At 64.3% G+C, this 25,158-nt stretch carries 22 protein-coding genes and 1 tRNA gene; 19 read left to right on the forward strand and 4 right to left on the reverse strand.

Annotated elements, in window-relative coordinates; all coding sequences use genetic code 11:
* Positions 1-583 precede the first annotated feature (583 nt).
* The gene (locus FNV92_RS15710) at positions 584-850 is read left to right on the forward strand and encodes a hypothetical protein (protein WP_015685642.1); all 267 of its coding nucleotides are present in this window, start codon (positions 584-586) and stop codon (positions 848-850) included.
* 257 nt (positions 851-1,107) lie between these two features.
* Here FNV92_RS15710 and FNV92_RS15715 read toward each other — a convergent pair.
* Positions 1,108-1,200, reverse strand: a tRNA-Ser gene (locus tag FNV92_RS15715).
* A 664-nt stretch (positions 1,201-1,864) separates the two neighbouring features.
* On the opposite strand from FNV92_RS15715, the gene FNV92_RS15720 reads away from it, so the two are divergent.
* Entirely contained in the window at positions 1,865-3,436 is a 1,572-nt protein-coding gene (locus FNV92_RS15720; RefSeq protein ID WP_015685643.1) for a porin, read from the forward strand.
* A 490-nt stretch (positions 3,437-3,926) separates the two neighbouring features.
* Here the strand turns inward: FNV92_RS15720 and FNV92_RS15725 are convergent, their stop codons facing one another.
* Complete coding sequence (locus FNV92_RS15725; RefSeq protein WP_168213698.1) at positions 3,927-6,356, reverse strand: lytic transglycosylase domain-containing protein; 2,430 nt, start codon at positions 6,354-6,356, stop codon at positions 3,927-3,929.
* A 295-nt stretch (positions 6,357-6,651) separates the two neighbouring features.
* Here FNV92_RS15725 and dapA point away from each other — a divergent pair, with 295 nt between their 5' ends.
* The 4 genes from dapA (at position 6,652) to FNV92_RS15745 (ending at position 9,160) form a co-directional block, all read left to right on the forward strand.
* The gene (gene dapA, locus FNV92_RS15730) at positions 6,652-7,542 is read left to right on the forward strand and encodes a 4-hydroxy-tetrahydrodipicolinate synthase (RefSeq protein ID WP_015685645.1); all 891 of its coding nucleotides are present in this window, start codon (positions 6,652-6,654) and stop codon (positions 7,540-7,542) included.
* Between the two features lie 55 nt (positions 7,543-7,597).
* A complete protein-coding gene (mscL, locus tag FNV92_RS15735; RefSeq protein ID WP_041748865.1) occupies positions 7,598-8,014 on the forward strand; it encodes a large conductance mechanosensitive channel protein MscL in 417 nt (138 codons plus the stop codon).
* Positions 8,015-8,088: 74 nt separating this feature from the next.
* Positions 8,089-8,562, forward strand: coding sequence for an SsrA-binding protein SmpB (gene smpB / locus FNV92_RS15740; RefSeq protein WP_015685647.1), 474 nt, complete (start codon positions 8,089-8,091; stop codon positions 8,560-8,562).
* Between the two features lie 4 nt (positions 8,563-8,566).
* Complete coding sequence (locus tag FNV92_RS15745; RefSeq protein ID WP_015685648.1) at positions 8,567-9,160, forward strand: peroxiredoxin; 594 nt, start codon at positions 8,567-8,569, stop codon at positions 9,158-9,160.
* On the opposite strand, the gene FNV92_RS15750 is transcribed toward FNV92_RS15745, so the two are convergent.
* Positions 9,157-9,834: a uracil-DNA glycosylase gene (locus tag FNV92_RS15750; RefSeq protein WP_143845759.1), complete on the reverse strand. Its 678-nt coding sequence runs from the start codon at positions 9,832-9,834 to the stop codon at positions 9,157-9,159. The two genes, FNV92_RS15745 and FNV92_RS15750, sit on opposite strands and share 4 nt — an antisense overlap.
* Positions 9,815-10,462: a LabA-like NYN domain-containing protein gene (locus FNV92_RS15755; protein WP_015685650.1), complete on the reverse strand. Its 648-nt coding sequence runs from the start codon at positions 10,460-10,462 to the stop codon at positions 9,815-9,817. Before FNV92_RS15755 ends, FNV92_RS15750 begins: the two co-directional genes overlap by 20 nt.
* Positions 10,463-10,789: 327 nt before the next feature.
* On the opposite strand from FNV92_RS15755, the gene rpoZ reads away from it, so the two are divergent.
* The 13 genes from rpoZ (at position 10,790) to FNV92_RS15820 (ending at position 24,961) form a co-directional block, all read left to right on the forward strand.
* Complete coding sequence (gene rpoZ, locus FNV92_RS15760; protein WP_008133017.1) at positions 10,790-11,182, forward strand: DNA-directed RNA polymerase subunit omega; 393 nt, start codon at positions 10,790-10,792, stop codon at positions 11,180-11,182.
* Between the two features lie 208 nt (positions 11,183-11,390).
* Complete coding sequence (locus tag FNV92_RS15765) at positions 11,391-13,676, forward strand: RelA/SpoT family protein (protein WP_143845758.1); 2,286 nt, start codon at positions 11,391-11,393, stop codon at positions 13,674-13,676.
* Positions 13,677-13,721: 45 nt separating this feature from the next.
* Positions 13,722-14,474, forward strand: coding sequence for a pyridoxine 5'-phosphate synthase (locus FNV92_RS15770; protein ID WP_015685652.1), 753 nt, complete (start codon positions 13,722-13,724; stop codon positions 14,472-14,474).
* Positions 14,471-14,890, forward strand: coding sequence for a holo-ACP synthase (gene acpS, locus FNV92_RS15775; protein WP_015685653.1), 420 nt, complete (start codon positions 14,471-14,473; stop codon positions 14,888-14,890). Before FNV92_RS15770 ends, acpS begins: the two co-directional genes overlap by 4 nt.
* 248 nt (positions 14,891-15,138) lie before the next feature.
* Positions 15,139-15,903, forward strand: a complete 765-nt coding sequence (gene lepB, locus FNV92_RS15780) for a signal peptidase I (RefSeq protein WP_015685654.1) — start codon at positions 15,139-15,141, stop codon at positions 15,901-15,903.
* Positions 15,900-16,721: a ribonuclease III gene (gene rnc / locus FNV92_RS15785; RefSeq protein WP_143845757.1), complete on the forward strand. Its 822-nt coding sequence runs from the start codon at positions 15,900-15,902 to the stop codon at positions 16,719-16,721. Before lepB ends, rnc begins: the two co-directional genes overlap by 4 nt.
* Complete coding sequence (gene era / locus FNV92_RS15790; RefSeq protein WP_143845756.1) at positions 16,711-17,637, forward strand: GTPase Era; 927 nt, start codon at positions 16,711-16,713, stop codon at positions 17,635-17,637. The genes rnc and era overlap by 11 nt, the downstream gene beginning before the upstream one ends.
* Before the next feature lie 21 nt (positions 17,638-17,658).
* Positions 17,659-18,039 (forward strand): hypothetical protein, encoded by a 381-nt coding sequence (locus FNV92_RS15795; protein ID WP_143845755.1) that lies wholly within the window; start codon positions 17,659-17,661, stop codon positions 18,037-18,039.
* Positions 18,040-18,078: 39 nt separating this feature from the next.
* Positions 18,079-18,831 carry a DNA repair protein RecO gene (recO, locus tag FNV92_RS15800; protein WP_143845754.1) on the forward strand — a complete coding sequence of 251 codons (753 nt, stop codon included), beginning with the start codon at positions 18,079-18,081 and terminating at the stop codon, positions 18,829-18,831.
* Between the two features lie 158 nt (positions 18,832-18,989).
* Positions 18,990-19,211, forward strand: coding sequence for a hypothetical protein (locus FNV92_RS15805; protein WP_143846305.1), 222 nt, complete (start codon positions 18,990-18,992; stop codon positions 19,209-19,211).
* 60 nt (positions 19,212-19,271) lie between these two features.
* The gene (gene parC, locus FNV92_RS15810) at positions 19,272-21,530 is read left to right on the forward strand and encodes a DNA topoisomerase IV subunit A (protein WP_143845753.1); all 2,259 of its coding nucleotides are present in this window, start codon (positions 19,272-19,274) and stop codon (positions 21,528-21,530) included.
* A 331-nt stretch (positions 21,531-21,861) separates the two neighbouring features.
* On the forward strand, positions 21,862-23,412 hold the full coding sequence (locus tag FNV92_RS15815) for an ABC transporter substrate-binding protein (protein ID WP_015685661.1): 1,551 nt from the start codon (positions 21,862-21,864) through the stop codon (positions 23,410-23,412).
* Between the two features lie 4 nt (positions 23,413-23,416).
* Complete coding sequence (locus FNV92_RS15820; protein WP_143845752.1) at positions 23,417-24,961, forward strand: GMC family oxidoreductase; 1,545 nt, start codon at positions 23,417-23,419, stop codon at positions 24,959-24,961.
* Positions 24,962-25,158 lie beyond the last annotated feature (197 nt).

Here is a 25,158-nt window from a genome sequence, read left to right on the forward strand (position 1 = left end):
GGGTATTGCCGGCATTCCTTTCCCGACATTGCTGATCTGATCGCGACGTGGCCGCGCTGCCTTGGGCGGGCGCGTTCGGCGTTCGCGCGGTGCTTCCCGGCTCACGGTGTCATCGTTCCGCGCCGACCGCGCGATCCAGCATGCCGCGGCCTCCAGTGAGACGATTGCCGTCTCAGGATTGTCGGGGCACCCGCCTGCCGCCTTCGCTGAACTTCGGCGTTCCAGGATCGCAAGCCCGGTGCAGCCCTGGCGTGGCCGGGGCGCGGGTGGCGACAACGAGCGGCGCCAAATCCCCGACGCCCACGCCACAACGCGCGATGGTTATCGTTCTGCGAAAATCCCAGGGTAAACCGAATCTGACGAATCGCAGAAGTGCCTGCAAAACGGGGCTTTTTGAATTTCACGCGCGGGATGCGCGTCGCTGCGTTTACGTCTGCTTCATCGCGATACTTAAACTGCCATTCAAATTTGCCCGCCATCATCGCCTCCAACAAGCCGGCAAACGGCATGGGATGAGTTGAACAGTTTCTGGACGGGAGCCGCGCTCGGGGGACGAGGCGGCATAAGAAAAAGGGGATGCGTTATGTTTCAGGGTACTTTCGATCTGGAGACGGCGACGCCGATCGACGCCAGCGCGCTGTCGGACGTGCTGTTCGAGCGCGGGATCTACTGGGCGAGCGGCCGCTCCGGCCTCGTCGATCTGGTCGCCGCGCATAAATGGTTCAACCTCGCCGCCCTGAAAGGCCGCAAGGACGCCGTGACGCTGCGCCAGGAAGTCGCCGGGCAGATGTCGGATGCCGAGATCTCGGCCGCGCAGCGCGACGCAAGGGCCTGGATCTCCGCCAACTGAGCGGAGACGCGCTTCGGGACCCACGTTTTCTCGGCAAGCCGGTTTCCGTGCCGGCGGAGTTCCGGCATCTTGAGTCAAGGCTTGGGCCGGGGAGGCGGTGTCGATATCGCCTTCGCATGAGCGGACACGGCGCCCCCCATCTCAGCGCACATATATATATAGACGAATCGGACTGAAATCAGCCGCGCAGATCCTTGCGTCAGTCTTTCGCGCCCGTCGCCGTTCAAAGAACGCTCAGACTTGATTCTGCTGCTGGGTGGCGGAGAGGGAGGGATTCGAACCCTCGATACAGCTTGAGACCGTATGACGCTTTAGCAAAGCGTTGCCTTCAGCCACTCGGCCACCTCTCCGGTGCCAGCCTTATGCATCTAATTGCTTGGGCCGGTCAATTTGGAAGCGTGTGTTTTCGCTCGAATATTCCCAGCGATTTTCAAAACATGCAGGTTGCTCTCCGGGCGAGAGCGTAAAGCCGCCCCGATCCCGATAATTCGCGCCTTCATTCATAATGAGTGGCCACCGCGCGCGGTGGCCATCCCCGCGACCGGGCTTGCGCCAGATTGGAAGCCCCGAGTCTCCTTCTGATTCCACCATTCGAGCACGCAAAAGCCCCCTCACGCCAAGGCTTCGCCTCGGGCGTCTCCCAGCGGGGAACTTTTGCAGCAGATGGAACCGCAGAAAAAACGTCAATAAAAACAATTTGTTATGAGGGTGGCCCGATCACATCTGCGTGTTATTTGTGCAACACCCTTCGGAAAACGAGCTTAGTTGGCCCGTTTCGGAGCGTTCTTTTGTTGTGTGTGCAAGGACGTTCGGTAATTGTCACTGAGCGACGGAGGGGGGCATCCCGAGGTCGTCCCGGTTTAGGTGGTTCGCTTAAGTCCCTCGCGTTAGCGGGTGTGTCCGAAAGCGCGAAGCGGCTAAGCGGTGAAGTTAAGGGACAAGGGAACCAACCTTAGGGTGTCTTCACCCAGCGGATCCGGAACCTTCCCTATAGAGCAAACTTGGAGGTTTGACATGAAGTTGGTTAAGAGCCTTTTGCTCGGTTCAGCGGCGGGTTTGATCGCCGTTGGCGGAGCTCAGGCAGCCGATCTCCCCGTGAAGGCCAAAGCGGTCGAGTACGTGAAGATCTGCTCCCTGTACGGTGCCGGATTCTATTACATCCCGGGCACTGACACTTGCATCAAGCTGGGTGGTTACCTGCGCGCCGAAGTCGCGTTGGGCACCAACGCAGACTACGGTCCGGCCAACGGCTCGCCCGGTGGTGCGCATAACCGTCTGAGCAACTACTACACCATGCGCGCTCGTGAAGACCTCAACATCGACACGCGCACCGCGACCGAATACGGCGTCGTCCGTACCTTCTTCGACGGCGTGTTCTCCTGGACCACCGGCGGTTATCAAGGTACCGGCTCCGCGACGGGCGGCACCGCCTACACCGGTACGCTGGCCCTCAACACCTCGGGTGCGACCCCGGCGCTGGTTGGTTCTTCGATCAACGGCACCGACGGCAACACCTCGGCCGGTTCGCTCGGCGTGTACTACGCCTTCATCCAGTTCGCTGGCTTCACGATGGGTAAGGCCGTGTCGCAGTTCGACGCGCCCTGGACCAACTATCCCGGCAACAACTTCGACGGTCTCGTCGGCGGCAGCGGCACGGTCACTGGTATCAACCAGTTCAGCTATACCGCTGACTTCGGTCAGGGCGTGACGGCGGCCTTCTCGGCTGAAGACCCGACTGCTTACATGCAGGCCGGCAACCAGAACCTCACCGGCGCGTCCGCGACCGGTATGATCGGTGGTGCGTACGGTTCCAACGCCATCGGCGGTTCGCGTTCGCCGAACCTCGTTGGTATGGTCCGTGTCGACCAGGCTTGGGGTCTCTTCCAGGCGTCGGTTGCCGCGCATGACAACCACGTTGCCTACTACGGCGCGACCGAGCCGACTGGCCACCCCGACGACAAGTGGGGCTGGGCGGTTCAGCTGGCTCTCTCGATCAAGAACATCCCGACCGGCGCGGGTGACGTGATCAACATCCAGGGCGTCTACACCGACGGTGCGACCCGCTACAACTTCCAGAACCTGGCGGGCAGCTCCTACTCGATGTTCGGCAGCTCGGGCGTTGCCTACCAGAGCGTCGGCTTCGCCAATGCTCCGGACACCGTGTACATCACGGGCAGCTCGCAGGAGACCGTCAAGACCTGGGGCTTCCGCGGTGCTTACACCCACAACTGGGATCCCTACTGGAACACCGCGCTGTACGGTGCCTACGCTCAGGCTCAGTACGGCTCGCTCGCCAAGAACGCACTTTGCGGCGTCGGCGGCGTGTTCGTCACGGGTGTGGCTCAGGCTGGCGTTACCTCGTGTAACCCGGACTTCGCCATCGGCCAGATCGGCCTGATCACCCGCTGGACCCCGGTCAAGAACCTGACGTTCTCGGCCGACCTCAACTGGACGCACCTCGACCAGAAGTATGCCGGCACTGTCGGCTACGCTGGATCCGGCGCGACCGCCAAGCCGGCTGCCGTGTACGAGCTGAAGGATCAGGACAGCATCACCCTGCTCCTCCGCGCTCAGCGCAACTGGTAAGTTCGGTCTAACGATCTGACCGAGAGCCCCGGCGGGAAACCGCCGGGGCTTTTCTTTTTGCCGGTCGTGCTCTGGCGATGCCGGCGTGCTGCACCGGTCCGGCGGACAGCTCCCCGTCTTCGGCAAGAGAGCAGTGCGGCCCGCCGGAGCGGCAGGCCGTAAGCGAACCTCTCTCTGACAGTTGCCGCGAGCGGCTTCACCTCGGAAGCGATCACCTGTGCCCCGCATCACCGACCAGGCCCGCGGAGCGCCTCGCGTCGGCGGCGGGCAAGGGACGTGATCGTCACGACGAAGCGGCGGCGTGGTTGGGGGATCGGCAGCTGTCTTCGAGGGCTGATTGGTGGTGGTGAACAGTCGGCATGACTGCGACGCCGGCAGCTCTCAACGTACCTTCAGAGCGGATTGATATCGCTCTAGAGGCTGCCGAACAAACGGCAGCACGTACGGCGCGCCGCCGATCTCCTCCCAACCGAAACGGTGAAGAGGCGCCTTATTCCACGCTGCCGGCGCCGCGGCGCAGGTCGGCCTCGATCTGCAACCGCGTGCCGCCGCCGAAGCGGGCGCGGTAGACCTGAAGGTTCTCCATGATCCGCTGCACGTAGTTGCGCGTCTCGGAGAATGGAATGAGCTCGACCCAGTCGACTGCGTCGACCTTGGGGTCGCGCGGATCGCCATAGCGATCGACCCACTTCTTCACGCTGCCGCGGCCGGCATTGTAGGCGGCAAACGTCATGATGTAGGAGCCGCGATAGTCCTCGAGCAGCCCGCCGAGCTCGGCCGAGCCGAGCGTGGCGTTGTAGACCGAATCGTTCTTCAGCCTCCCCAGATCGTAGGTCGCGCCGTGCCGCTTGCAGACATAGCGCGCGGCATCCGGCGTCACCTGCATCAGGCCGTAGGCCTGCGCCGGCGAGACCACCGAAGGGTTGAACGCGCTCTCCTGCCGGGCGATCGCGTAGACGATGCTGCGCTCGACCTCGGGGCCGATCGGCGTGAACTGCGGAATGCCGTTGACGGGATAGGCATAGAAGTCGAACGGCAGGCCGCGGTTGAGCGCGGCCTTGCCGACCAGCAGCATGCCGCGCGCATCGTTGTAGCGCTGGGTGAGCTCGCCAAGGCCGGTGAGGGCTTCGGGATCGCCGTTCTCGCCCATGTCGGCAAGCATCGGCACCGCCATCTCGCGCTCGTCGAGCTCGTAGAGCAGCTGCGCGGCGCGCACGATTTCGAGCCGTTCGGCGCCGCGGCCGCGCGGCTGGCTGTTGAGCTCGATCTGCGGCAGGCCGAGTTTGGCGCGCGCGAGCTGGCCGTAATAGCTGGTGGATTGCTCCGCCGCCCTTGCATAGGCGTTGCGGGCCTCCTGCTGGCGGCCCGCCGCTTCCGCCGCGCGGCCCTGCCAATAGCCGGCGCGCGCCAGCGCGGTCGGGTTGACGCTGCCGACGCCGATGCGGGCGAAATGCTGCGCGGCCGAGGCGGGATCGTTGAGGAAGCGCAGCGCGATCCAGCCCGCGGTGAATTCCTGCTCGGTCTTGTAGATGTCGCGCGAGGGCAGGGCCGCATCGCGCGCGATCAGATAGGCGCTGCGGAATTCCTCGGTGTCGATCATCTTGCGCGCCAGCAGGCGCCGCTCGATCCACCATTCGTCGAGATTGTAGAGCCGGTTCGGATCCTTCGGCGCCGACAGCATGAGCTGGGCGGCTTCGGCAAACTTCTCCTCGCGGCGCAGGAGTTGGATCTTGCTGAACATGAAGCCGGGATCGCTGTGCAGCTCGCGCGGCACGGCCTCCAGCAGCGCACGCGCGTTCGGCGCTTTCTTGAGGGAAGCGATGCGGGCCTTGGCGAGCGCGACGTAGCCCGCGCCGAGACGTTTTGCTGCGCGCAGCGCGGCCTCGTTCTCGCTGCCGTAGAGCAGCGTGTCCATCCGCGCCTTCTGGTCGCCCGGCGTCAGCAACGCGCCGAACTGCTCGAGCGCGTTGTTCTCGGTATCCTCCGACATCGGATCGCTGCGCCAGGCATCGCGCACCAGCCGCTCGGCATTGGCGCGGTCGCCGCGCGCCAGCATCGCCTTGGCGAGCGTGAAGCGGCCCTTGGCGGACACGGGGGATTCGTTCTCGAACCACGACCACGCCACCTGATCGTCGCGTCTGTCGTCCCACATCGCAGCTTCGAGGCGGCGGCGCAGGAAGGTCTGCGACGGCCAGCTCGGATTGGCGGAGAGGAAGGCGCGGTAACGCTCCACGGTCGCGCCATTGTCCTCGCTGCGCAGGATGATCCATTCCGCGAGCTTTCGCGCGACGGGATCCGAGATCGAGGCTGCGGCGTTGGTGGCGTCACCCGCCTTGCGCTTGCGAACGAGCTCGATGACGCTCTCCAGCGTGTCCTTGTCGGCTTGCGACGTCGACGAGGTCGCAGCGACAGCAGCCGGCGTCACGGGTTTGCGCGGCGCGGCGTGCTGGCGGGTCGCAGGAGCAAGCACTGGAGCGGCGAGCGGTTTGGCGGGGGCAGGGGCGGTCGGTCTGACGGTGGCCGTCGCGGTGGGCGCAGGTGCGGCCTTGGGCGACGAACTGTTGGCGGCCGGTGTCGATTTTGGCGCAGGGGCCGCTGCGGCAGCCTTGGGTACGGCAGGCTTGGACGAAGCAGCCTTGGGCGCGGCAGGTTTAGGCTTATCCTTCGCGGGCTCTTTGCCGGCGTTCTTGTTTGCATCCTTGGCGGGTTTCTTTGCGGCGTCCTTGGCTGGGGCGCTTGCACCCTTGGTCGCGCCCTTGGCCGTTTCCTTGGCTGCGTCCTTCGCCGTTTCCTTGCCGGTTCCCTTGGTGGAGCCCTTTGCCGCATCCTTGGCAGCTGGCTTTGTGGTCTCCTTGGCTGCTTCCGCGGTCGTCTCGTTGGACTTGGCCAAGGCGGCGCAGCCGACCGACAGCCCTGCCATCAGGCTCACAACCAGACCCGCGGATCGCCATACAGCACGAGGAAAAGAGGTCACGGCGTTTCGTCGCCCCGAATCAGTCAATTGGCTCAAGACCTATCTGTACAAGATCTGGCTGTATTTGATTGAATATGCGGACAAAATACCAACAGCCGCTTACCTGGGGCCGGTTTGCACCAGCACCGCGGCAAAATCGCGGCCTAAACGGTGAGTCACACGGCTGCGGCCCTTTTACCGCCTGATTAGACCCGGTATGAATGGGGCTTGCTCACAAGATTGCCGCGTGCGGAGGAAGTCCATGGCAGCCAAGACGAAATTCCGGGGGTCGTTCACCGCCTTGGTCACGCCGTTCAAGAACGGCTCGCTGGACGAGGCGGCTTTCCGTTCCCTGGTCAACTGGCAGATCTCGGAGGGCACCAACGGCCTCGTCCCGGTCGGCACCACCGGCGAGAGCCCGACGCTCAGCCACGACGAGCACAAGAAGGTCGTCGAATGGTGCATCGCTGAAGCCAAGGGCCGCGTGCCCGTGATTGCGGGGGCAGGCTCCAATTCCACCAAGGAGGCGATCGAGCTCGCCCAGCACGCCGAGAAGGCGGGCGCGGACGCCGTGTTGGTCGTGACACCCTACTACAACAAGCCCACCCAGGAGGGCATGTACCAGCACTTCAAGGCGATCAACGATGCGATCGGGATTCCGATCATCATCTACAACATCCCGCCGCGCTCGGTGATCGACATGTCGGTCGACACCATGAAGCGGCTGTGGGAGCTGAAGAACATCGCCGGCGTCAAGGACGCGACCGCCAGCATGGTCCGCGTGTCGCAGCAGCGTGCGGCCATGGGCGAGGATTTCAACCAGCTGTCCGGCGAGGACGCCACCATCATCGGCTACATGGCGCATGGCGGCCACGGCTGCATCTCGGTGACCTCGAACGTCGCGCCGCGGCTGTGCTCGGAGTTCCAGGCCGCCTGGGCAAAGGGCGATCACGCCACCGCGCTGAAGATTCACGACAAGCTGATGCCGTTGCACAACAACCTCTTCATCGAGAGCAATCCGGCGCCGATCAAGTACGCGATGTCGTTGCTCGGCAAGCTGGACGAGACGCTGCGGCTGCCGATGGTGCCGGTCACCGAGCCGACGCGCGTTGCCGTGCGCAGCGCCATGGTCCATGCTGGTCTGATCAACTGATACGCCAGCTGCCGGGGAGTCCGTCATGAGCGCAATCGAGGAAAAGGGCACCCGGATGCTCAAGGAATTCCGCGAATTCGCCGTGAAGGGCAACGTCGTCGACCTCGCGGTCGGCGTCATCATCGGCGCGGCCTTCGGCGCCATCGTCACGTCGCTGGTCGGCGACATCATCATGCCGTTGATTGGCGCGATCACCGGTGGTCTCGACTTCTCGAACTACTTCACCCCCTTGTCCAAGGCGGTCACCGCCACCAACTTAGCTGATGCGAAGAAGCAAGGTGCCGTACTTGCCTGGGGCAGCTTCCTCACGCTGACGATCAACTTCGTCATCATTGCCTTCGTGCTGTTCCTGGTGATCCGCGGCATCAATACGCTGAAGCGCAAGGAGGAGGCCGCGCCCTCCACTCCGCCGAAGCCGTCGGCCGAGGTCGAGTTGCTGACCGAGATCCGCGATCTCCTCAGGAAGCCCTGAGGCGCTCGCTTCATCCGAACTGTTAGCGTCCACGTGCATCCTGCTCAGGTTTGTTTGCCAGGTTTTGACAAGTTATGGCCGAGAAGAACGAGCGTCCGATCAAGGTCATGGCGGAAAACCGCAAGGCCCGCTTCAACTACGCCATCGAGGATACGATCGAGGCGGGCATCGCGCTGACCGGCACAGAGGTCAAGTCGATCCGAAACGGCAAGAGTACGATCGCGGAATCCTATGCCGATTCCAAGAACGGCGAGATCTGGCTGATCAACGCCACCATCCCCGAATATCTCCAGGGCAACCGCTTCAATCACGAGCCCAAGCGACCGCGGAAGCTGCTGCTGCATCGCCGGCAGATCAACAAGCTGATGGGGGCGGTCGATCGCGAGGGCATGACGCTGATTCCGCTCAAGCTCTATTTCAATGAGAGAGGTCGCGCCAAATTGCAGCTGGCGGTTGCAAAGGGCAAGAAGCTGCACGACAAGCGCGAGACCGAGAAGAAGCGCGACTGGAGCCGGGAGAAGGGCCGGCTGATGCGGGCGAGGGGATAACGAGATGAATCAACGGAACCTGCTCGAGGTCGATTGGAGCCAGATTCCCGCGCCCGCCGATGACGGCGGTGCGGCGCATCTCGAAGGCATGGCGCTGCCGGCGATCAGCCTGCTTGCCACGGACGACACGTCAGTGACGCTGTCGGCGCTGCGCGGCCGGACCGTGGTGTTCGCCTATCCGCGCACCGGCGAGCCCGGCAAGATCGCGCTGGTCGACGATTGGGACATGATCCCGGGTGCGCGCGGTTGTACGCCGCAGACTTGCGCGTTTCGCGATCTGTTCGCCGAGCTGAAGGCCGCCGGAGCCTCGCACGTGTTCGGTCTGTCGACCCAGAGCAATGCCTACCAGACCGAGATGGCCTCGCGGCTGCATCTGCCGTTCCCCGTGCTGTCGGACGAGAAGCTGGCGCTGACGCGCGCGCTCAATCTGCCGACGATGGAGGTCGCGGGCCTGACCTTGATCAAGCGCCTCGCGCTGATCATCGACGACGCCAGGATCACGCATGTGTTCTACCCGGTGTTTCCGCCAGACCGGAATGCCGGCGATGTGCTGGACTGGCTGAAGGCCAATCCGGCCAACGATTCCGCCAAGGCCTAATCGAGGTCGGCCTTGATCCTGGCGAATACGCTGCGGAACATGTCCGTCGTCAGCACGCGCGTGTTCGTGTTGTAGCGCGAGCAGTGATAGCTGTCGTAGAGCCTGAACGCGCCGGCCTGATGCACCGCGCCATGGCCGAAGGGGGCCTGCGAGGCCTTCAGCTTCAGCGGCTTGAGCACGCTGTCGTGCGCAATCCGCCCGAGCGCGACGATCGCGCGCAGCTTCGGCATCGTCTCGAGATTCGCGACGAGGAACTGGCGGCAGGTGTTGATCTCGACCGGCAGCGGCTTGTTCTGCGGCGGTACGCAATGCACGGCATTGGCGATGCGGCAGTCGACCAGCTTCAGGCCGTCGTCCGGGCGCGCGTGATACGTGCCCTCGGCAAAGCCGTATTCGAGCAGCGTGGCGTAGAGCAAGTCGCCGGCATAGTCGCCGGTGAAAGGGCGGCCGGTGCGGTTGGCGCCCTGCATGCCCGGCGCAAGGCCGACGATCAGGAGGCGCGCCTTGATGTCGCCGAAGGGCGGGACGGGCGCATTGTGCCATAACGGCTCCCGCGCGCGGTTCGCCTTGCGAAAGGCGACCAGGCGCGGACAGAGCGGACAGTCGCGGTCGGGGACGAGGGTGGGGGAGGCCTGGTGGCTTGACCGGGCCGCCTCACTCCTCGAAGTCGTCATCGCCCCTCGGCGCCATCGTGGTCGCGCGCTGGAGGAATTGCGGGGCGTGGTGGCGTCCCTCGCCGCGCTCGCTGCGGTCGCGCGGGGCGGGGCGTTCAGACGGGTCGCGGCCGAGCTTGGATTGCAGCTCGACGAGATCGGTGAAGACGTCGGCCTGGCGGCGCAGCTCGTCGGCGATCATCGGCGGCTGGCTCGCGATGGTGGAGATCACGGTGACCCGCACGCCGCGGCGCTGGACGGCCTCGACCAGGGAGCGGAAGTCGCCGTCACCCGAGAACAGCACCATCTGGTCGATGTGTTCGGCGAGCTCCATGGCGTCCACGGCGAGCTCGATGTCCATGTTGCCCTTGACCTTGCGGCGGCCGGAGGCGTCGATGAACTCCTTGGTCGCCTTGGTGACGACGGTGTAGCCATTGTAGTCCAGCCAGTCGATCAGTGGACGGATCGAGGAGTATTCCTGATCCTCGATGATCGCGGTGTAGTAGAACGCCCGCAACAGCGTCCCGCGGCTCTGAAATTCCTTCAGCAGGCGCTTGTAGTCGATGTCGAAGCCTAGAGTTTTCGCCGTTGCGTAAAGATTGGCTCCGTCGATGAAGAGCGCGATCTTGTCGGTAGAGGAAGGTGACATTCAGTTTGCTCGCGTAGAGTTCGTGATTAATCGTTTATTGTTGGCGCGCGGCAGCAAGCCGCGCACTTCAGAGTGCCGCCGAAACCCGTCGAAACCGCAAAACCGGAGAAGCCGGTGCAATCAAGGTATAGTTATGACGGACTTTCATACACCCGGCGCCGCCTTCAATGGCAGCCCGGGAAACCACCCATCCCAGCCCCAATGTGGGGGTAGCAGAGCCGTTTGGCGAGGCCAAATCACAAATTGGCCTTGCGAAACCGCCCCGGCCCCTATAACTAGCCCCGATCATCCACATATTTCGTCCCACCCACAACGGAGCGACTGTCCATGGCTCGCGTCACCGTAGAAGATTGTATCGACAAGGTCGACAACCGGTTTGACCTGGTCCTGCTGGCCGCCCACCGTGCCCGCATGATCTCGTCCGGTTCACAACTAACGGTTGACCGCGATAACGACAAGAACCCTGTTGTGTCTTTGCGCGAAATTGCTGACACGACCATTTCGCCGGAGGACCTCCGCGAGGAGCTGGTGCACTCGCTCCAGAAGTTCGTCGAGGTTGACGAGCCCGAGCCCGACACGGTGCCGTTGATCGGTTCCGCCGGCGCCAGCGTCGATGCGGATGATACCGAAGTTGCTGTTGAGCGCATGACCGAAGAGGAACTCCTGAAGGGCCTCGAGGGCCTCGCGCCGCCGGAAGAGCAGCCCGAGGAGGACGAGTAAATCGTCCATCGCAGTCGTCGACTTCTTGTGATCTTATCAAAGGCCCGAACCCGTGTTCGGGCCTTTGCTTTTGTTGGCGTTTTCGTGGTTACCATAGCGTTGCCGGTTCGCGCTGCGCACCTTTCACCGAATTGATCGGACGCGCGCGCGATCGGAGCTAAGATGTATGCAACGGGCCGTCTCATGGTCCGTTTGAAGGCAGGACAGAATGGTGTATCGGCGCCACAGACCAACGCAGATGATGGCCGCAACCGAATCGGTTGCCGTGGCCCCGACTGCGCCGGTGGCCCGCCCGGCCAAGCCGCGTGCGCGCATGATGCGTCAATATGACCTCGTCGAGCGCGTCAGGTCCTACAATCCGAATACCAACGAAGACCTGCTGAACCGGGCCTATGTCTACGCCATGAAGGCGCATGGTTCGCAGACCCGCGCCTCGGGCGATCCGTATTTCTCGCATCCGCTCGAAGTGGCAGCGATTCTCACCGACCTGAAGCTCGACGATGCCACCATCGTGGCCGCGCTGCTGCACGACACGATCGAGGACACCGAGGCGACGCGGGCCGAGATCGACCAGATCTTCGGCCCCGAGATCGGAGCGCTGGTCGAGGGCCTGACCAAGCTGAAGCGCCTTGAGCTGGTGTCGCGCGAGGCCAAGCAGGCCGAGAACCTGCGCAAATTGTTGCTGGCCATTGCTGACGATGTCCGTGTGCTTCTGGTCAAGCTTGCCGACCGCCTGCACAACATGCGCACCCTGGATTTCGTGCCGACGGAATCGCGCCGCCGCATCGCCGAGGAGACGCTCGATATCTATGCGCCGCTGGCGGGGCGCATGGGCATGCAGGAAATGCGCGAGGAGCTGGAGGATCTGTCCTTCCGCACGCTCGATCCCGAAGCCTATACGGTGGTGATGCAGCGCCTCGACGCGCTTGCCGAGCGCAACCGCAATCTGATCGGCGAGATCGAGGACCAGCTCTCCAACAATCTGCGCCACCGCGGCCTCGGTGCGCGGGTCTACGGCCGCCGCAAGAAGCCATTCTCGATCTGGACCAAGATGGAGCGCAAGTCGATCGGCTTCGAGCAATTGTCCGACATCTTCGGCTTTCGCGTCGTCGTCAACGACATCGAGTCCTGCTATCGCGCGCTCGGCATCGTCCACACCACCTGGCCGGTCGTGCCGGGCCGCTTCAAGGACTACATCTCGACGCCGAAGCAGAACGACTACCGCTCGATCCACACCACCGTGATCGGTCCCGGCAACCAGCGCGTCGAGCTCCAGATCCGCACCGAGGAGATGGACCAGATTGCCGAGCGCGGCATCGCCGCGCACGCGTTCTACAAGGAAGGCGCGGGCTCGCCGACCGAATTCCTCAAGCGCGAGTCCAACGCGTTTGCCTGGCTGCGCCATACCATCGGCATCCTCTCCGAGAGCGCCAACCCCGAGGAATTCCTCGAACATACCAAGCTCGAGCTGTTCCACGACCAGGTGTTCTGCTTCACGCCGAAGGGCAAGCTGATCGCGCTGCCGCGCCATGCCAACGTGATCGACTTCGCCTATGCCGTGCATACCGACGTCGGCAACAGCGCGGTCGGCTGCAAGATCAACGGCAAGTTCGCGCCGCTGTCCTCCGAGCTGCAGAACGGCGACGAGGTCGAGGTGCTGACCTCTGAAGCGCAAGCGGCGCCGCCCTCGGCCTGGGAGACGCTGGCGGTCACCGGCAAGGCCCGGGCCGCGATCCGCCGCGCCACGCGCACCGCCGTGCGCGACCAATATGTCGGTCTCGGCCGGCGCATCGTGGAGCGCCTGTTCGAGCGCGCCAAGATCGAATACGCCGACGACAAGCTCAAGGGGGCGCTGCCGCGGCTCGCGCGCACCTCGATCGAGGACGTCATGGCAGCGGTCGGACGTGGCGAGATCAAGGCCTCCCACGTCGCGCGGGCGATGTATCCCGACTACAAGGAGGAGCGCGTCGCGCGCTACGGCGTCAAGAAGGGGCTCGCCGCCAAGCTCAAGGAGAAATCGTCTGAGCCTCCGCGCAGCCCGGTCGCGATCCCGATCGGCGGCATCAATTCCGACCTGCCGGTGAAGTTCGCGCCGAATGGCGGCGCCGTGCCCGGCGACCGCATCGTCGGCATCGTCACGCCGGGCGAGGGCATCACGATCTATCCGATCCAGGCGCCGGCCCTGAAGGATTTCGAGGAAGAGCCGGAGCGCTGGCTCGACGTGCGCTGGGACATCGAGGACTCCGTGCCGCAGCGCTTTCCGGCCCGGATCAGAGTCGAGAACGTCAACGAGCCCGGCGCGCTGGCGCAGATCGCGACCGTGATCGCCGAGCATGACGGCAACATCGACAACATCAGCATGCAGCGCCGCTCGCCTGACTTCACGGAGACGACGATCGATCTCGAAGTCTACGATCTCAAGCATTTGAGCGCGATCCTCGCCCAACTGCGCGCGAAGGCGGTCGTTGCCCGCGTCGAACGTGTTAATGGATAGACGCATCTCGCATGCGTCTGCTCCCCTGATTCCGTGAGTCCTGAAATGCCCGCTTCTCCGCTCCGCCTCGGCGTCAATGTCGACCATGTCGCGACCCTGCGTAATGCGCGCGGCGGCCGCAATCCCGATCCGGTGCGCGCGGCGCTGCTTGCGATCGAGGCCGGCGCTGACGGCATCACTGCCCACTTGCGCGAGGATCGCCGGCACATCCGCGACGAGGACATGGCGCGGCTCAAGGCCGAGATCTCCAAGCCGCTCAATTTCGAGATGGCGGCGACCGACGACATGATGCGGATCTCGCTCGCCACCAGGCCGCATGCGGTGTGCCTGGTGCCCGAGCGCCGGCAGGAGGTGACGACGGAAGGCGGGCTCGACGTGGTCGGCCAGCACAATGCGCTCGCGCCCTATATCGCGCGGCTGAACGATGCCGGCATCCGCGTTTCGCTGTTCATCGCCGCCGATCCCGCACAGATCGAGATGGCGGCGCGGCTGCGCGCGCCCGTGATCGAGATCCACACCGGCGCCTGGTGCGACGCCGTGGTCGACGGCCACACCGGCAAGGCCGATGCGGAGTGGAAGCGGATCGTGGCGGGCGTGAAGCTGGCGAAGGACGCCGGGCTGGAAGTGCACGCCGGCCACGGGCTCGACTACGTGACGGCGGAGAGCATCGCGGCGCTGCCTGAGATCATGGAGCTCAACATCGGCTACTACATGATCGGCGAAGCCTTGTTCGTCGGCCTCGCCGAGACCGTCCGCAGCATGCGCGCGGCGATGGAGCGCGGCCGGAGCCGGGCATGATCATCGGCATCGGCTCCGACCTGATCGACATCACCCGCGTCGGCAAGGTGATCGAGCGCCATGGCGAGCGCTTCCTCGACCGCATCTTCACCGCGGCCGAGCGCGCCAAGGCGGAGCGCCGGGCCAAGAACGAGAAGATGGTGGTCGCGACCTACGCCAAGCGCTTTGCCGCCAAGGAGGCCTGCTCCAAGGCGCTCGGCACTGGCATCCGGCGCGGAGTCTGGTGGCGGGACATGGGCGTGGTCAACCTGCCGGGGGGCCGGCCGACCATGCAATTGACGGGCGGGGCGCTCGCCCGGCTCCAGGCCCTGACGCCGGAGGGGTTCGAGGCGAGGATCGACCTGTCGATCACCGATGACTGGCCGCTGGCACAGGCGTTCGTCGTCATTTCCGCCGTGCCGCGGGCCAAGCCCTGACAATCAACAGGCCATTTTATAATTCGTATTAGAGATCAATATCTTACGAAGTTTTGACGCGATCCTTGATTGCGTGGCTCCCGACAACCGTCTAAAAGTCCGCCGACGCAAATCAGGCTGGGCGAATTCGGCTTTACGCCGGAATTGGCCCTCACTATCAGAATCAGGACAATCTCCTTGGGCCGCGAGCGATGGGCTGTTCGCGGGAGGAGGGCGCTCTGTGACCGCCGGCCGGAATTGAGAGAGCAATGAGCGTGACTTCAGGAACAAAAACCGAGAGCGGCGTCGGCGAGACGATCCGGGTCGTGATCCACGCTCTCCTGATCGCGCTGGTGATCCGCACGTTCCTGTTCCAGCCGTTCAACATTCCGTCCGGTTCGATGAAGGCGACGCTGCTGGTCGGCGACTATCTGTTCGTTTCGAAATACTCCTACGGCTACAGCCACTACTCGATCCCGTTCTCGCCGCCGCTGTTTTCGGGGCGGATCTGGGGCTCCGATCCGAACCGCGGCGACATCGTGGTGTTCCGGCTGCCGAAGGACGATTCCACCGACTACATCAAGCGCGTCATCGGCCTTCCCGGCGATCGCGTCCAGATGAAGGACGGGCTGCTCTACATCAACGACACCCCGGTCGAGCGGCAGCGCATGAGCGAGTTCGTCGGCGAGGATCCCTGCGGCTCCGAAGGTGGCGGCATCTCTCGCGTGAAACGCTGGAAGGAGACGCTGCCCAACGGCGTGTCCTATGAGACGCTGGACTGCGCCGACAACGGCTACATGGACAACACCAACGTCTACAACGTGCCACCCGGCCATTTTTTCATGATGGGTGACAACCGCGACAACTCCACCGACAGCCGCTTCCTCGGCCAGGTCGGCTACGTGCCGCAGGAAAACCTGATCGGCCGTGCCCAGATGATCTTCTTCTCCATCGCCGAAGGCGAGCACGCCTGGATGTTCTGGCGCTGGCCGTGGGCGGTGCGCTGGAATCGCTTCTTCAAAATCGTCCGATGAAAGACGAAGCCAAGGATATCGCAAGCCAGCCGATCGAGGCGCAAGCCGTCCCTGAGGGCGAAGCTGCATCGAAGACGCCTGCGAAGAAGAAGCGGGTACGCAAGGCCAAGGTCAAGGCGACTGACGCGAATGCAGCGCTCGAGGCGCGCATTGGTTACAGCTTTGCGGATCCGAACCAGTTGATCCAGGCGATCACGCATGTCTCGGCGCTGAAGTCCGGGCGCAAGCGCGGCGACAGCTACCAGCGGCTCGAATTCCTCGGCGACCACGTGCTCGGGCTCGTCGTTTCCGACATGCTCTATCACGCCTTCCCGAACGCCGACGAAGGCGAGCTGTCCAAGCGACTTGCCGAGCTCGTGCGCAAGGAAAGCTGCGCCGATGTCGCCAAGTCGCTCGGTCTGCTCGACGACATCAAGCTCGGTTCGGTCGGCCCCGCCGCCGACGGACGTCTGCGCAAGTCCATCCTCGGCGACATCTGCGAGGCCGTGATCGGCGCCATCTTCCTCGACGGCGGCCACGCGGCGGCGTCCGACTTCGTCAAGCGGAACTGGACCGAGCGCATGCACAAGCCGCGGCGTCCGTTGCGCGATCCCAAGACCGTGCTGCAGGAATGGGCGCAGGGCAAGGGATTGCCGACGCCGGTCTATCGCGAGGTCGAGCGCACCGGCCCGCATCACGATCCGCAGTTCCGCGTCGCGGTGGACTTACCGGGATTGGCGCCGGCCGAAGGCATTGGCGGCAGCAAGCGTGCGGCAGAGAAGGTGGCGGCCTCGGTGATGATCGAACGTGAAGGTGTTGGCGGCGGCAATGACGGCTGAAGCAAGCGGTGAGACGCCTGCCGCGACGCGCTGCGGCTTCGTCGCGCTCATTGGCGCGCCGAATGTCGGCAAATCCACGCTGGTCAATGCGCTGGTTGGGGCCAAGGTGACAATCGTCTCGCGCAAGGTGCAGACCACGCGCGCGCTGATCCGCGGCATCGTGATCGAGAACAACGCGCAGATCATCCTGGTCGACACGCCCGGCATCTTCCTGCCCAAGCGAAGGCTCGACCGCGCCATGGTCTCGACCGCCTGGAGCGGGGCGCATGATGCCGATCTCGTCTGTGTGCTGATCGACGCCAAGGCCGGCATCGACGAGGAAGCCGAGGCGATCCTCACCAAGGTCGCGAGCGTCAATCACGAGAAGATTCTGGTGATCAACAAGGTCGATCTGGTCCAGCGCGAGAAGCTGCTGGCGCTGGCGCAGGCCGCCAACGAGCGTATGGCCTTCGCCAAGACTTTCATGATCGCGGCGATCTCGGGCGACGGCGTCGACGACCTCAGGCAGACGCTTGCCGAGATGGTGCCGCCGGGCCCGTTCCTCTATCCCGAGGACCAGATGTCGGATGCGCCGATGCGGCAGCTCGCGGCCGAGATCACCCGCGAGAAGATCTATCGCAAGCTGCACCAGGAACTGCCCTACCAGTCCACGGTCGAGACCGACAAGTGGGAGGAGCGCAAGGACAAGTCGGTGCGCATCGAGCAGACGATCTTCGTCGAGCGCGAGAGCCAGCGCAAGATCGTGCTCGGCGCGGGCGGCGCGACCATCAAATCGATCGGTGCGGACTCGCGCAAGGAGATCGGCGAAATCCTGGGCGTGCCGGTGCATCTGTTCCTGTTCGTGAAGGTGCGCGAGAACTGGGGCGACGATCCCGATCGCTATCGCGAGATGGGCCTGGAATTTCCCAGGGAATAACCAAGAAAAGATCGGTCCCCGATGAGCGTACCCAGCAACGTCCGGCGCTTCGAAGCGCTGCTCTATGCATCGTTGATGCTGGATGCCCTCTCGGTCGCGGTGCAGGACCGCACGCCCAATGCCGAGATGACCGAGCAGATGATCATGACGGCGACCTTGCTCGCCGGCTGCATGATCCTGCTGCTGGTCTACTTCGTCTGGCTGGCGGCGCATTGGCGCAAGAACTGGCCGCGCTGGGTGCTGGCGGCAGCCCTGGCGCTGTCGGTGATCTCGCTCGGCCAGATCATCGGCGAGAAGGGGATGGAGCTCGACAGCGCCATCGAGATCGTCTCCTGCGTGCTGACGGCGATGGGCCTGTATTTCTCCTTCAGCGGGGATGCGAAGGGCTGGTTCAACGCGTGAGGTTTCGCGCGGTGCGGTAAATGCGCTACACTTGCTTCGATGGAATGGACCGACGAAGGCATCGTGCTGGGCGTGCGGCGGCATGGCGAGAGCAGCGCCATCGTCGAGCTGCTGACCCGCGCGCATGGACGGCATCTTGGCCTGGTCCGCGGCGGCGCCGGCTCGCGGATGCGGCCGCTGCTGCAGCCCGGCAATAGCGTCAGCGTGGTGTGGCGGGCGCGGCTCGACGAGCATCTCGGTACCTATGCGATTGAAGGCCTGAAGCTGCGCGCGGCGACGCTGCTGGGGGCCTCCCACGGCGTCTACGGTGTCACCCATCTGGCCTCGATTGCGCGGCTGCTGCCCGAACGCGATCCGCACAAAGAGATGTTTGCGATGCTCGAACATTCGCTCGATGATTTCGACGATATCGGCAGCGCCGCCGTGCACGTGATCCATTTCGAGCTGGCGATGCTGGCCGAACTCGGCTTCGGGCTGGCGCTGGACAATTGCGCCGTGACCGGGGAGACCACGGACCTGATCTATGTCTCGCCAAAATCCGGTGGTGCGGTGTCACGCGGTGCGGGCGAGCCGTGGCGCGACCGCCTCTTGCGTCTGCCGCCGTTCCTGCGCCAAGGCGAAGTGCAGGGCGAACTTACCGATGAGGATCTGCAGGACGGCTTCCGGCTCACCGGCCTGTTCCTGCTGCGCCACGTGCTGGAGCCGCGGGGGCAGGGCCATTCCGACGCGCGGGCCGGCTTCATCAATGCCCTGACACGTCAGCAGGCCAAGGCGGCGCTTCCGGCGCCATGACTTCACGGCGGCTCTGCCCTGTCATGGAACATGGCGCCCCCCGGGAACGAAAGCCGGCAGGTCGAGTTGGCCCGGCAGGTTCCATCACGGGGACGGCCTAAAGGTTGATCAGGGGATTTGCCTTCTCGGTGGCGCTGCTTGCGTTCGCGCCGGATGCCATGGCCGCCGAACCGCAATCCGGCGTGTTTCGCCGGGCATCCTGCACGGTCGTGCGGTACTATGTGGCGAAATATTCCGCCGCGGCCGCAGAGACATGGGCGCGGTCCAAGGGCGCAACGGAGGCCGAGATCGAGGTGGCCCGGCGTTGCCTGACCAATGCGCCCGTGACCGCGCAGGCCAAGACCCAGCAGACCTTCACAGCCGGCTGGGCGGGGCAATAGAAGCCCACAGGGAACCAATCGATCCTTGCCCGATTCGCTTCCACGGTTTAACCGGGCGGCATGGGAAAACGAATCGTTCCGCCGGAAGAACCGGCCGAAATTCACGACGTGCCGCTGCGTGAAGCGCTGGAAGAGCGCTATCTTGCGTACGCGCTCTCGACCATCATGCACCGTGCGCTGCCGGACGCGCGCGACGGCCTGAAGCCGGTGCACCGGCGCATTCTCTACGGCATGCGCCTGCTCAGGCTCGACCCCGGCACGGCCTTCAAGAAATCCGCCAAGATCGTCGGCGACGTGATGGGCTCGTTCCATCCGCATGGCGACCAGGCGATCTACGACGCCATGGTGCGCCTCGCGCAGGACTTCTCCTCGCGCTACCCGCTGGTCGACGGCCAGGGCAATTTCGGCAATATCGACGGCGATAATCCCGCCGCCTACCGCTACACCGAAGCGCGCATGACCGACGTCGCGCGGCTTCTGCTCGACGGCATCGATGAGGACGGGGTCGAATTCCGTCCCAACTACGACGGCCAGTCCAAGGAGCCGGTGGTTCTGCCGGGCGGCTTCCCGAACCTGCTCGCCAACGGCGCGCAGGGCATCGCGGTCGGCATGGCGACCTCGATCCCGCCGCACAATGCCGCCGAACTTTGCGAGGCCGCGCTGCATCTGATCGAGAAGCCCGACGCGAAGTCGAAGGCACTGTTGAAGTGGGTGAAGGGCCCGGACTTCCCGACCGGCGGCATCATCGTCGATTCCAAGCAGGCCATTGCGGAAGCCTACACGACCGGCCGCGGCTCGTTCCGCGTTCGCGCCCGGTGGGAGCAGGAAGAGGGCACGCGCGGCACCTGGGTCGTCGTCGTCACCGAGATCCCTTTCCTGGTGCAGAAGTCGCGCCTCGTCGAGAAGATTGCCGAGTTGCTGGACCAGAAGAAGCTGCCGCTGGTCGGGGATGTCAGGGACGAGTCGGCCGAAGACGTCCGCCTCGTCATCGAGCCGAAGTCGAAGAACGTCGATCCTGCCCTGATGATGGAATCGTTGTTCCGGCTGACCGAGCTCGAAAACAAGATTCCGCTGAACCTCAACGTGCTGCTGAAGGGCCGCGTCCCGAAGGTGGTGGGCCTCGCAGAGTGCCTGCGCGAATGGCTCGATCATCTGCGCGACGTGCTGATCCGCCGCACCAATTATCGCAAGACGCAGATCGAGAACCGGCTGGAAGTCCTCGGCGGGCTTCTGATTGCCTATCTCAACATCGACGAGGTGATCAGGATCATCCGCACCGAGGATGAGCCGAAGCCGGCGCTGATCAAGGCGTTCAAGCTCACCGAAGTTCAGGCTGAATCCATTCTCAACATGCGGCTCCGTTCGTTGCGCAAGCTCGAGGAGATGGAGATCCGCACCGAGGACAAGAATCTCCGCAACGAACTCAAGGGCATCAACGCGGTGCTCGCGTCCGAGCCGGAGCAGTGGAAGAAGGTCAGCGAGCAGGTCGGCAAGGTCCGCGACATGTTCGGGCCGAAGACGCCGCTCGGCAAGCGCCGCTCCACTTTTGCGGATGCACCCGAGCACGATCTCGCGGCGATGGAGGAAGCCCTCGTCGAGCGCGAACCGGTCACCGTCGTCGTGTCCGACAAGGGCTGGATTCGCACCATGAAGGGCCATGTCGAGGATCTCTCCGGCCTGACCTTCAAGCAGGACGACAAGCTCGGCTTCGCGTTCTTCGCGGAGACGACCTCGAAGCTGCTGCTGTTCGCGACCAACGGAAAATTCTACTCGCTCGATGTCGCAAAGCTGCCGGGCGGCCGCGGTCACGGCGAGCCGATCCGGCTGTTCATCGACCTCGAGCAGGAGGCCGCGCCGGTTGCGCTGTTCGTCAACAAGGGCGGACGCAAATTCCTGGTCGCGAGCCACGAAGGCCAGGGCTTCGTCGTCAACGAGGACGATTGCGTCGGCACCACCAAGAAGGGCAAGCAGGTCCTCAACGTCGACATGCCGAACGAGGCGCGCGCGGTCACCGAGGTGATCGGTGACACCGTCGCGGTCATCGGCGAGAACCGCAAGATGCTGATCTTCCCGCTCGACCAGGTGCCGGAGATGGCGCGCGGCCGCGGCGTCCGCCTGCAGAAGTACAAGGACGGCGGCCTGTCCGACATTGCGGTGTTCGACGCCAAGGCGGGCCTGACCTGGAAAGACTCCGCGGGGCGCGAATTCTCCGCGACCATGAAGGAGCTCGCGGAGTGGAAAGGCAGCCGCGCCGACGCCGGCCGCCTGCCGCCGAAGGGTTTCCCGAAGTCGAACAAGTTCGGCAAGGTGATCGGGTAGGGCGGCTCTCGTGTCCCGGACGCGCTGCAACGCTCTTGGCGTTGCGGCGCTGAGCCGCGACCCACGCTGCGCGCAGTGTACGCACATCTGCCTCCACATCGTCATTGCGAGCGCAGCGAAGCAATCCAGACTGCCTCTCCGGAAAGACTCTGGATTGCTTTGCTGCGCTCGCAATGACGAGAGGTAGTAGGCTCGCTCCCCAACTCGTATCTCTTTGCACGCAAACGCGTGGCAGATAGTCGTGAGCGCATACGTGCTTATGCCGCATGGGCACGAACATTGCTTTTTCCTGGCGACTGCAAACGACTCGTCAAACCCCAAAAAGGCATCAATGTTCAAATTGAAGACTTTCATTCCGGCGCTGCTCGGGCTCGCGATTGTCGCGGCGCCGGCGCATGCGGCGGGAAATCTCGTCGCTGTGCTCGAGGCGGAGATCGTCACGCTCGATCCGCACTTCTCGACTGCCTACATTACGCGCACGTTTGGCTACATGGTGTTCGACACTCTGTTTGCGAAGGATTCCAAAGGCGAAATCAAGCCGCAGATGGTGCAGGACTGGAAAGTCTCGGCCGATGGTTTGACCTACAGCTTCACGTTGCGCGACGGCCTGAAGTGGCACGACGGCCAGCCGGTGACGGCGGCCGATTGCGTCGCGTCGCTGCGCCGCTGGGGCACCCGCAGCGCGCTCGGCCGTCGCATCTTCGCGATCACGGCGTCGCTGGAGCCGACCGACGCGAAGACCTTCGTGCTGACGTTGAAGGAGCCCTCGGGCCTCGTCATCGACGCGCTGGGCAATCCCGTCAGCCCGGTCGCCTTCATGATGCCCGAGCGTATTGCCAAAACGCCCGGCGACCAACGCATCACCGAAATCATCGGCTCTGGCCCGTTCGTTTACAGCAAGGCCGATCACCGCACCGGCGATCGCATGATCCTGAAGAAGTTCGCCGACTATGTGCCGCGCTCGGAGCCCGCCGATTTCCTCGCCGGGGGCAAGCGCGTCAACGTCGACACCCTTGAGATCCGTGTCATTCCTGACGGTTCGACCGCCGCGTCCGCGCTCCAGGCTGGCGAGGTCGACTTCATGCAATACGCGCCGTTCGACCTGTTGCCGCAATTGGAGAAGAACGCCCGCGTGAAGCTGGTCAACTTCACCGGCGGCAACATGTTCGCGGGCGCCTATCGCCTCAACGCCGCATCGAAGCCGTTCGATGATCCCGCGATCCGGCGCGTGCTGTGGAAGCTGGTCGATCAGCGCGAGGTGCTGGACGCGCTCGGTCTCGATGCCAAATACGCCACGCCCTGCGCCACCTTCTTCACCTGTGGCACCACCTATGACAGCAAGGCCGGCACGGAAGCGGCCGCCAAGCCGTCGATCGAGGCGGCGAAGGCCGCGCTGAAGGCGACGAAATATGCCGGCGAGCCCGTCGTCGTGATGGAGGCCAACGATCTCGAAGCCCCGCGCGTCTCCGCGCAGGTGCTGGCCGAGCGGCTGAAGCTGGCCGGCTTCAACGTCGATCTGCAGGTGATGGACTGGGCGAGCGTGCTGGCGCGCCGTGCCAAGAAGGAGGGCTGGAGCGTCTATGGCGTTCACGCCGGCGGTTTTGACCTTGGTTCGCCGCTGACCAACGTCATGGTCGCCTTCAACTGCGCCGACTTCACCGGCTGGCAATGCGATGCGCGCATCACGCCCTTGATGGAGGCGTTCGCCAAGGCGCCCGCCGAGGAGGATCGCAAGAAGATCGCCGGCGAAATCCAGTCCATCATGTACGATCAGGCGCCCGCGATCCCGTGGGGCCAGTTCGCGCAGCCCGCGGCCTATCGCGCCACTCTGCGTGGTCTGATACCGTCCGCCATCCCGGTGTTCTGGAACGTTGAGAAGTAACGCGATGTACGATGTCATTGTTGTCGGCGGCGGCTCTGCCGGCGCCGCCGTTGCGGCACGGCTCTCCGAGGATCCCGCACGGCGTGTCCTGCTGCTCGAAGCGGGTCTGGACTGGCGCGCCGACGAGGCGCCCTGGGAAGTCAGGACGCCGAACCCGATCCCGATCATCCACAAGCGCGAATATCAGGAGAAGTGGCAGTGGCCGCATCTGCTGACGCGCCGTGTGGCGGAGCAGGAGCCGCGCTTCTACTGGCGCGGCAAGGGGCTCGGCGGCTCATCGATGATGAACGGCCAGATCGCCATCCGCGGCGTCGCCGATGCCTTCGACGAATGGGCCGCCAATGGCTGCACCGGCTGGTCGGCCAAGGACGTGATGCCGCTGTTCTCGGTGATCGAGGACGATCTTGAGTTCGGCGACGCCGAAGGCCACGGCCGCGGCGGACCGCTGCCGGTCGATCGTGCTCCGCCGGAGATATGGGGCCCGATCGATCGCGGCCTGCGCGATGCGGCGCTGGCGAGCGGCTATCCCTGGTGCGACGACGTCAACGGCCCGGACGGCGAGGGAGTCGCCTGCTATCCCATCAACAGCCGCAATTTGCGCCGCATCACCACCAACGAGGGCTATCTCGAACCCGCGCGCGGTCGTGCCAATCTGGAGATCCGCGGGCATGCGCTGGTCGATCGCGTGCTGATCAGCGACGGCCGTGCGACCGGCCTCCGGGTCCACATCGAGGGGCAGGGTACCCACGACATCAGCGCGCGCCAGATCGTGCTGTGCGCCGGTGCCATCCACAGTCCCGCGATCCTGCTGCGTTCGGGTGTCGGGCCGGCCGACGAGCTGAAAGCGATGGGGATTGCGGTGGAGCGTGACTTGCCGGTCGGCAAGCACTTCTTCGACCACCCGCTGTTTCGCGCGACCATTCAGCTCCACGAAAATTTGCGGCCGACCAATCCCGACACCCGCCACACCAATTGCTGCGTGACCTATTCCTCGGGCCTCGCCAATGGCGGCAAGCGCGACATGATCCTGATCGCCTTCAACCACCGTGGCATCGGCGTTTCCGGAGCCATCGGCGCCGGGCTGTTCAATGCCTATTCGCGCGGCACGCTCAAGCTGGCCTCGACGGACCCTACGATCGATCCCGTTGTCGACGAGAACATGCTGGCCGATCCCCGCGACATGCTGCGCATGATGGACGCGGTGAAGCGGCTCGCCGTGATCACCTCCCAGCCAGCGCTATCAGGCATCGCCGACTGGATCAGGCTCACCGACACCGATCTGACGCTGCCGCAGGCAGCCGCGCTGCCGGATCACGAGCTCGATGCGCTGCTGCGCCGTGAGACCGGCGACATCCAGCACGCCGCCGGCAGTTGCCGCATGACCGGCGTCAACGACGCTGACGGCGTGGTCAATCCGGACGGCACCGTGAAGGGCATCTCGGGCCTGCGCGTCGCCGACGCCTCGATCATGCCGTCGGACTGCCGGGCGAACACGCATTTCACGACGGTGGTGATCGGCGAGGCGATCGCGCGGATGATGATGCGGTAGGGCGCGAGCACCGAGTGCCTCCTCGTCATTGCGAGCGCAGCGAAGCAATCCAGAGTCTCTCCGCGGCAAGATTCTGGATTGCTTCGCTGCGCTCGCAATGACGAAGCAAGTGGCGATGTCGTCGTTCCAATTCACGTCTCATACAGCAGACACACCATCGCGTTCTCGCGGCTGATACGCCCGAGTTTTGCTTCTCG

This window comes from Bradyrhizobium cosmicum (genome assembly GCF_007290395.2).
GTDB classification, from domain to species: Bacteria; Pseudomonadota; Alphaproteobacteria; order Rhizobiales; family Xanthobacteraceae; genus Bradyrhizobium; species Bradyrhizobium cosmicum.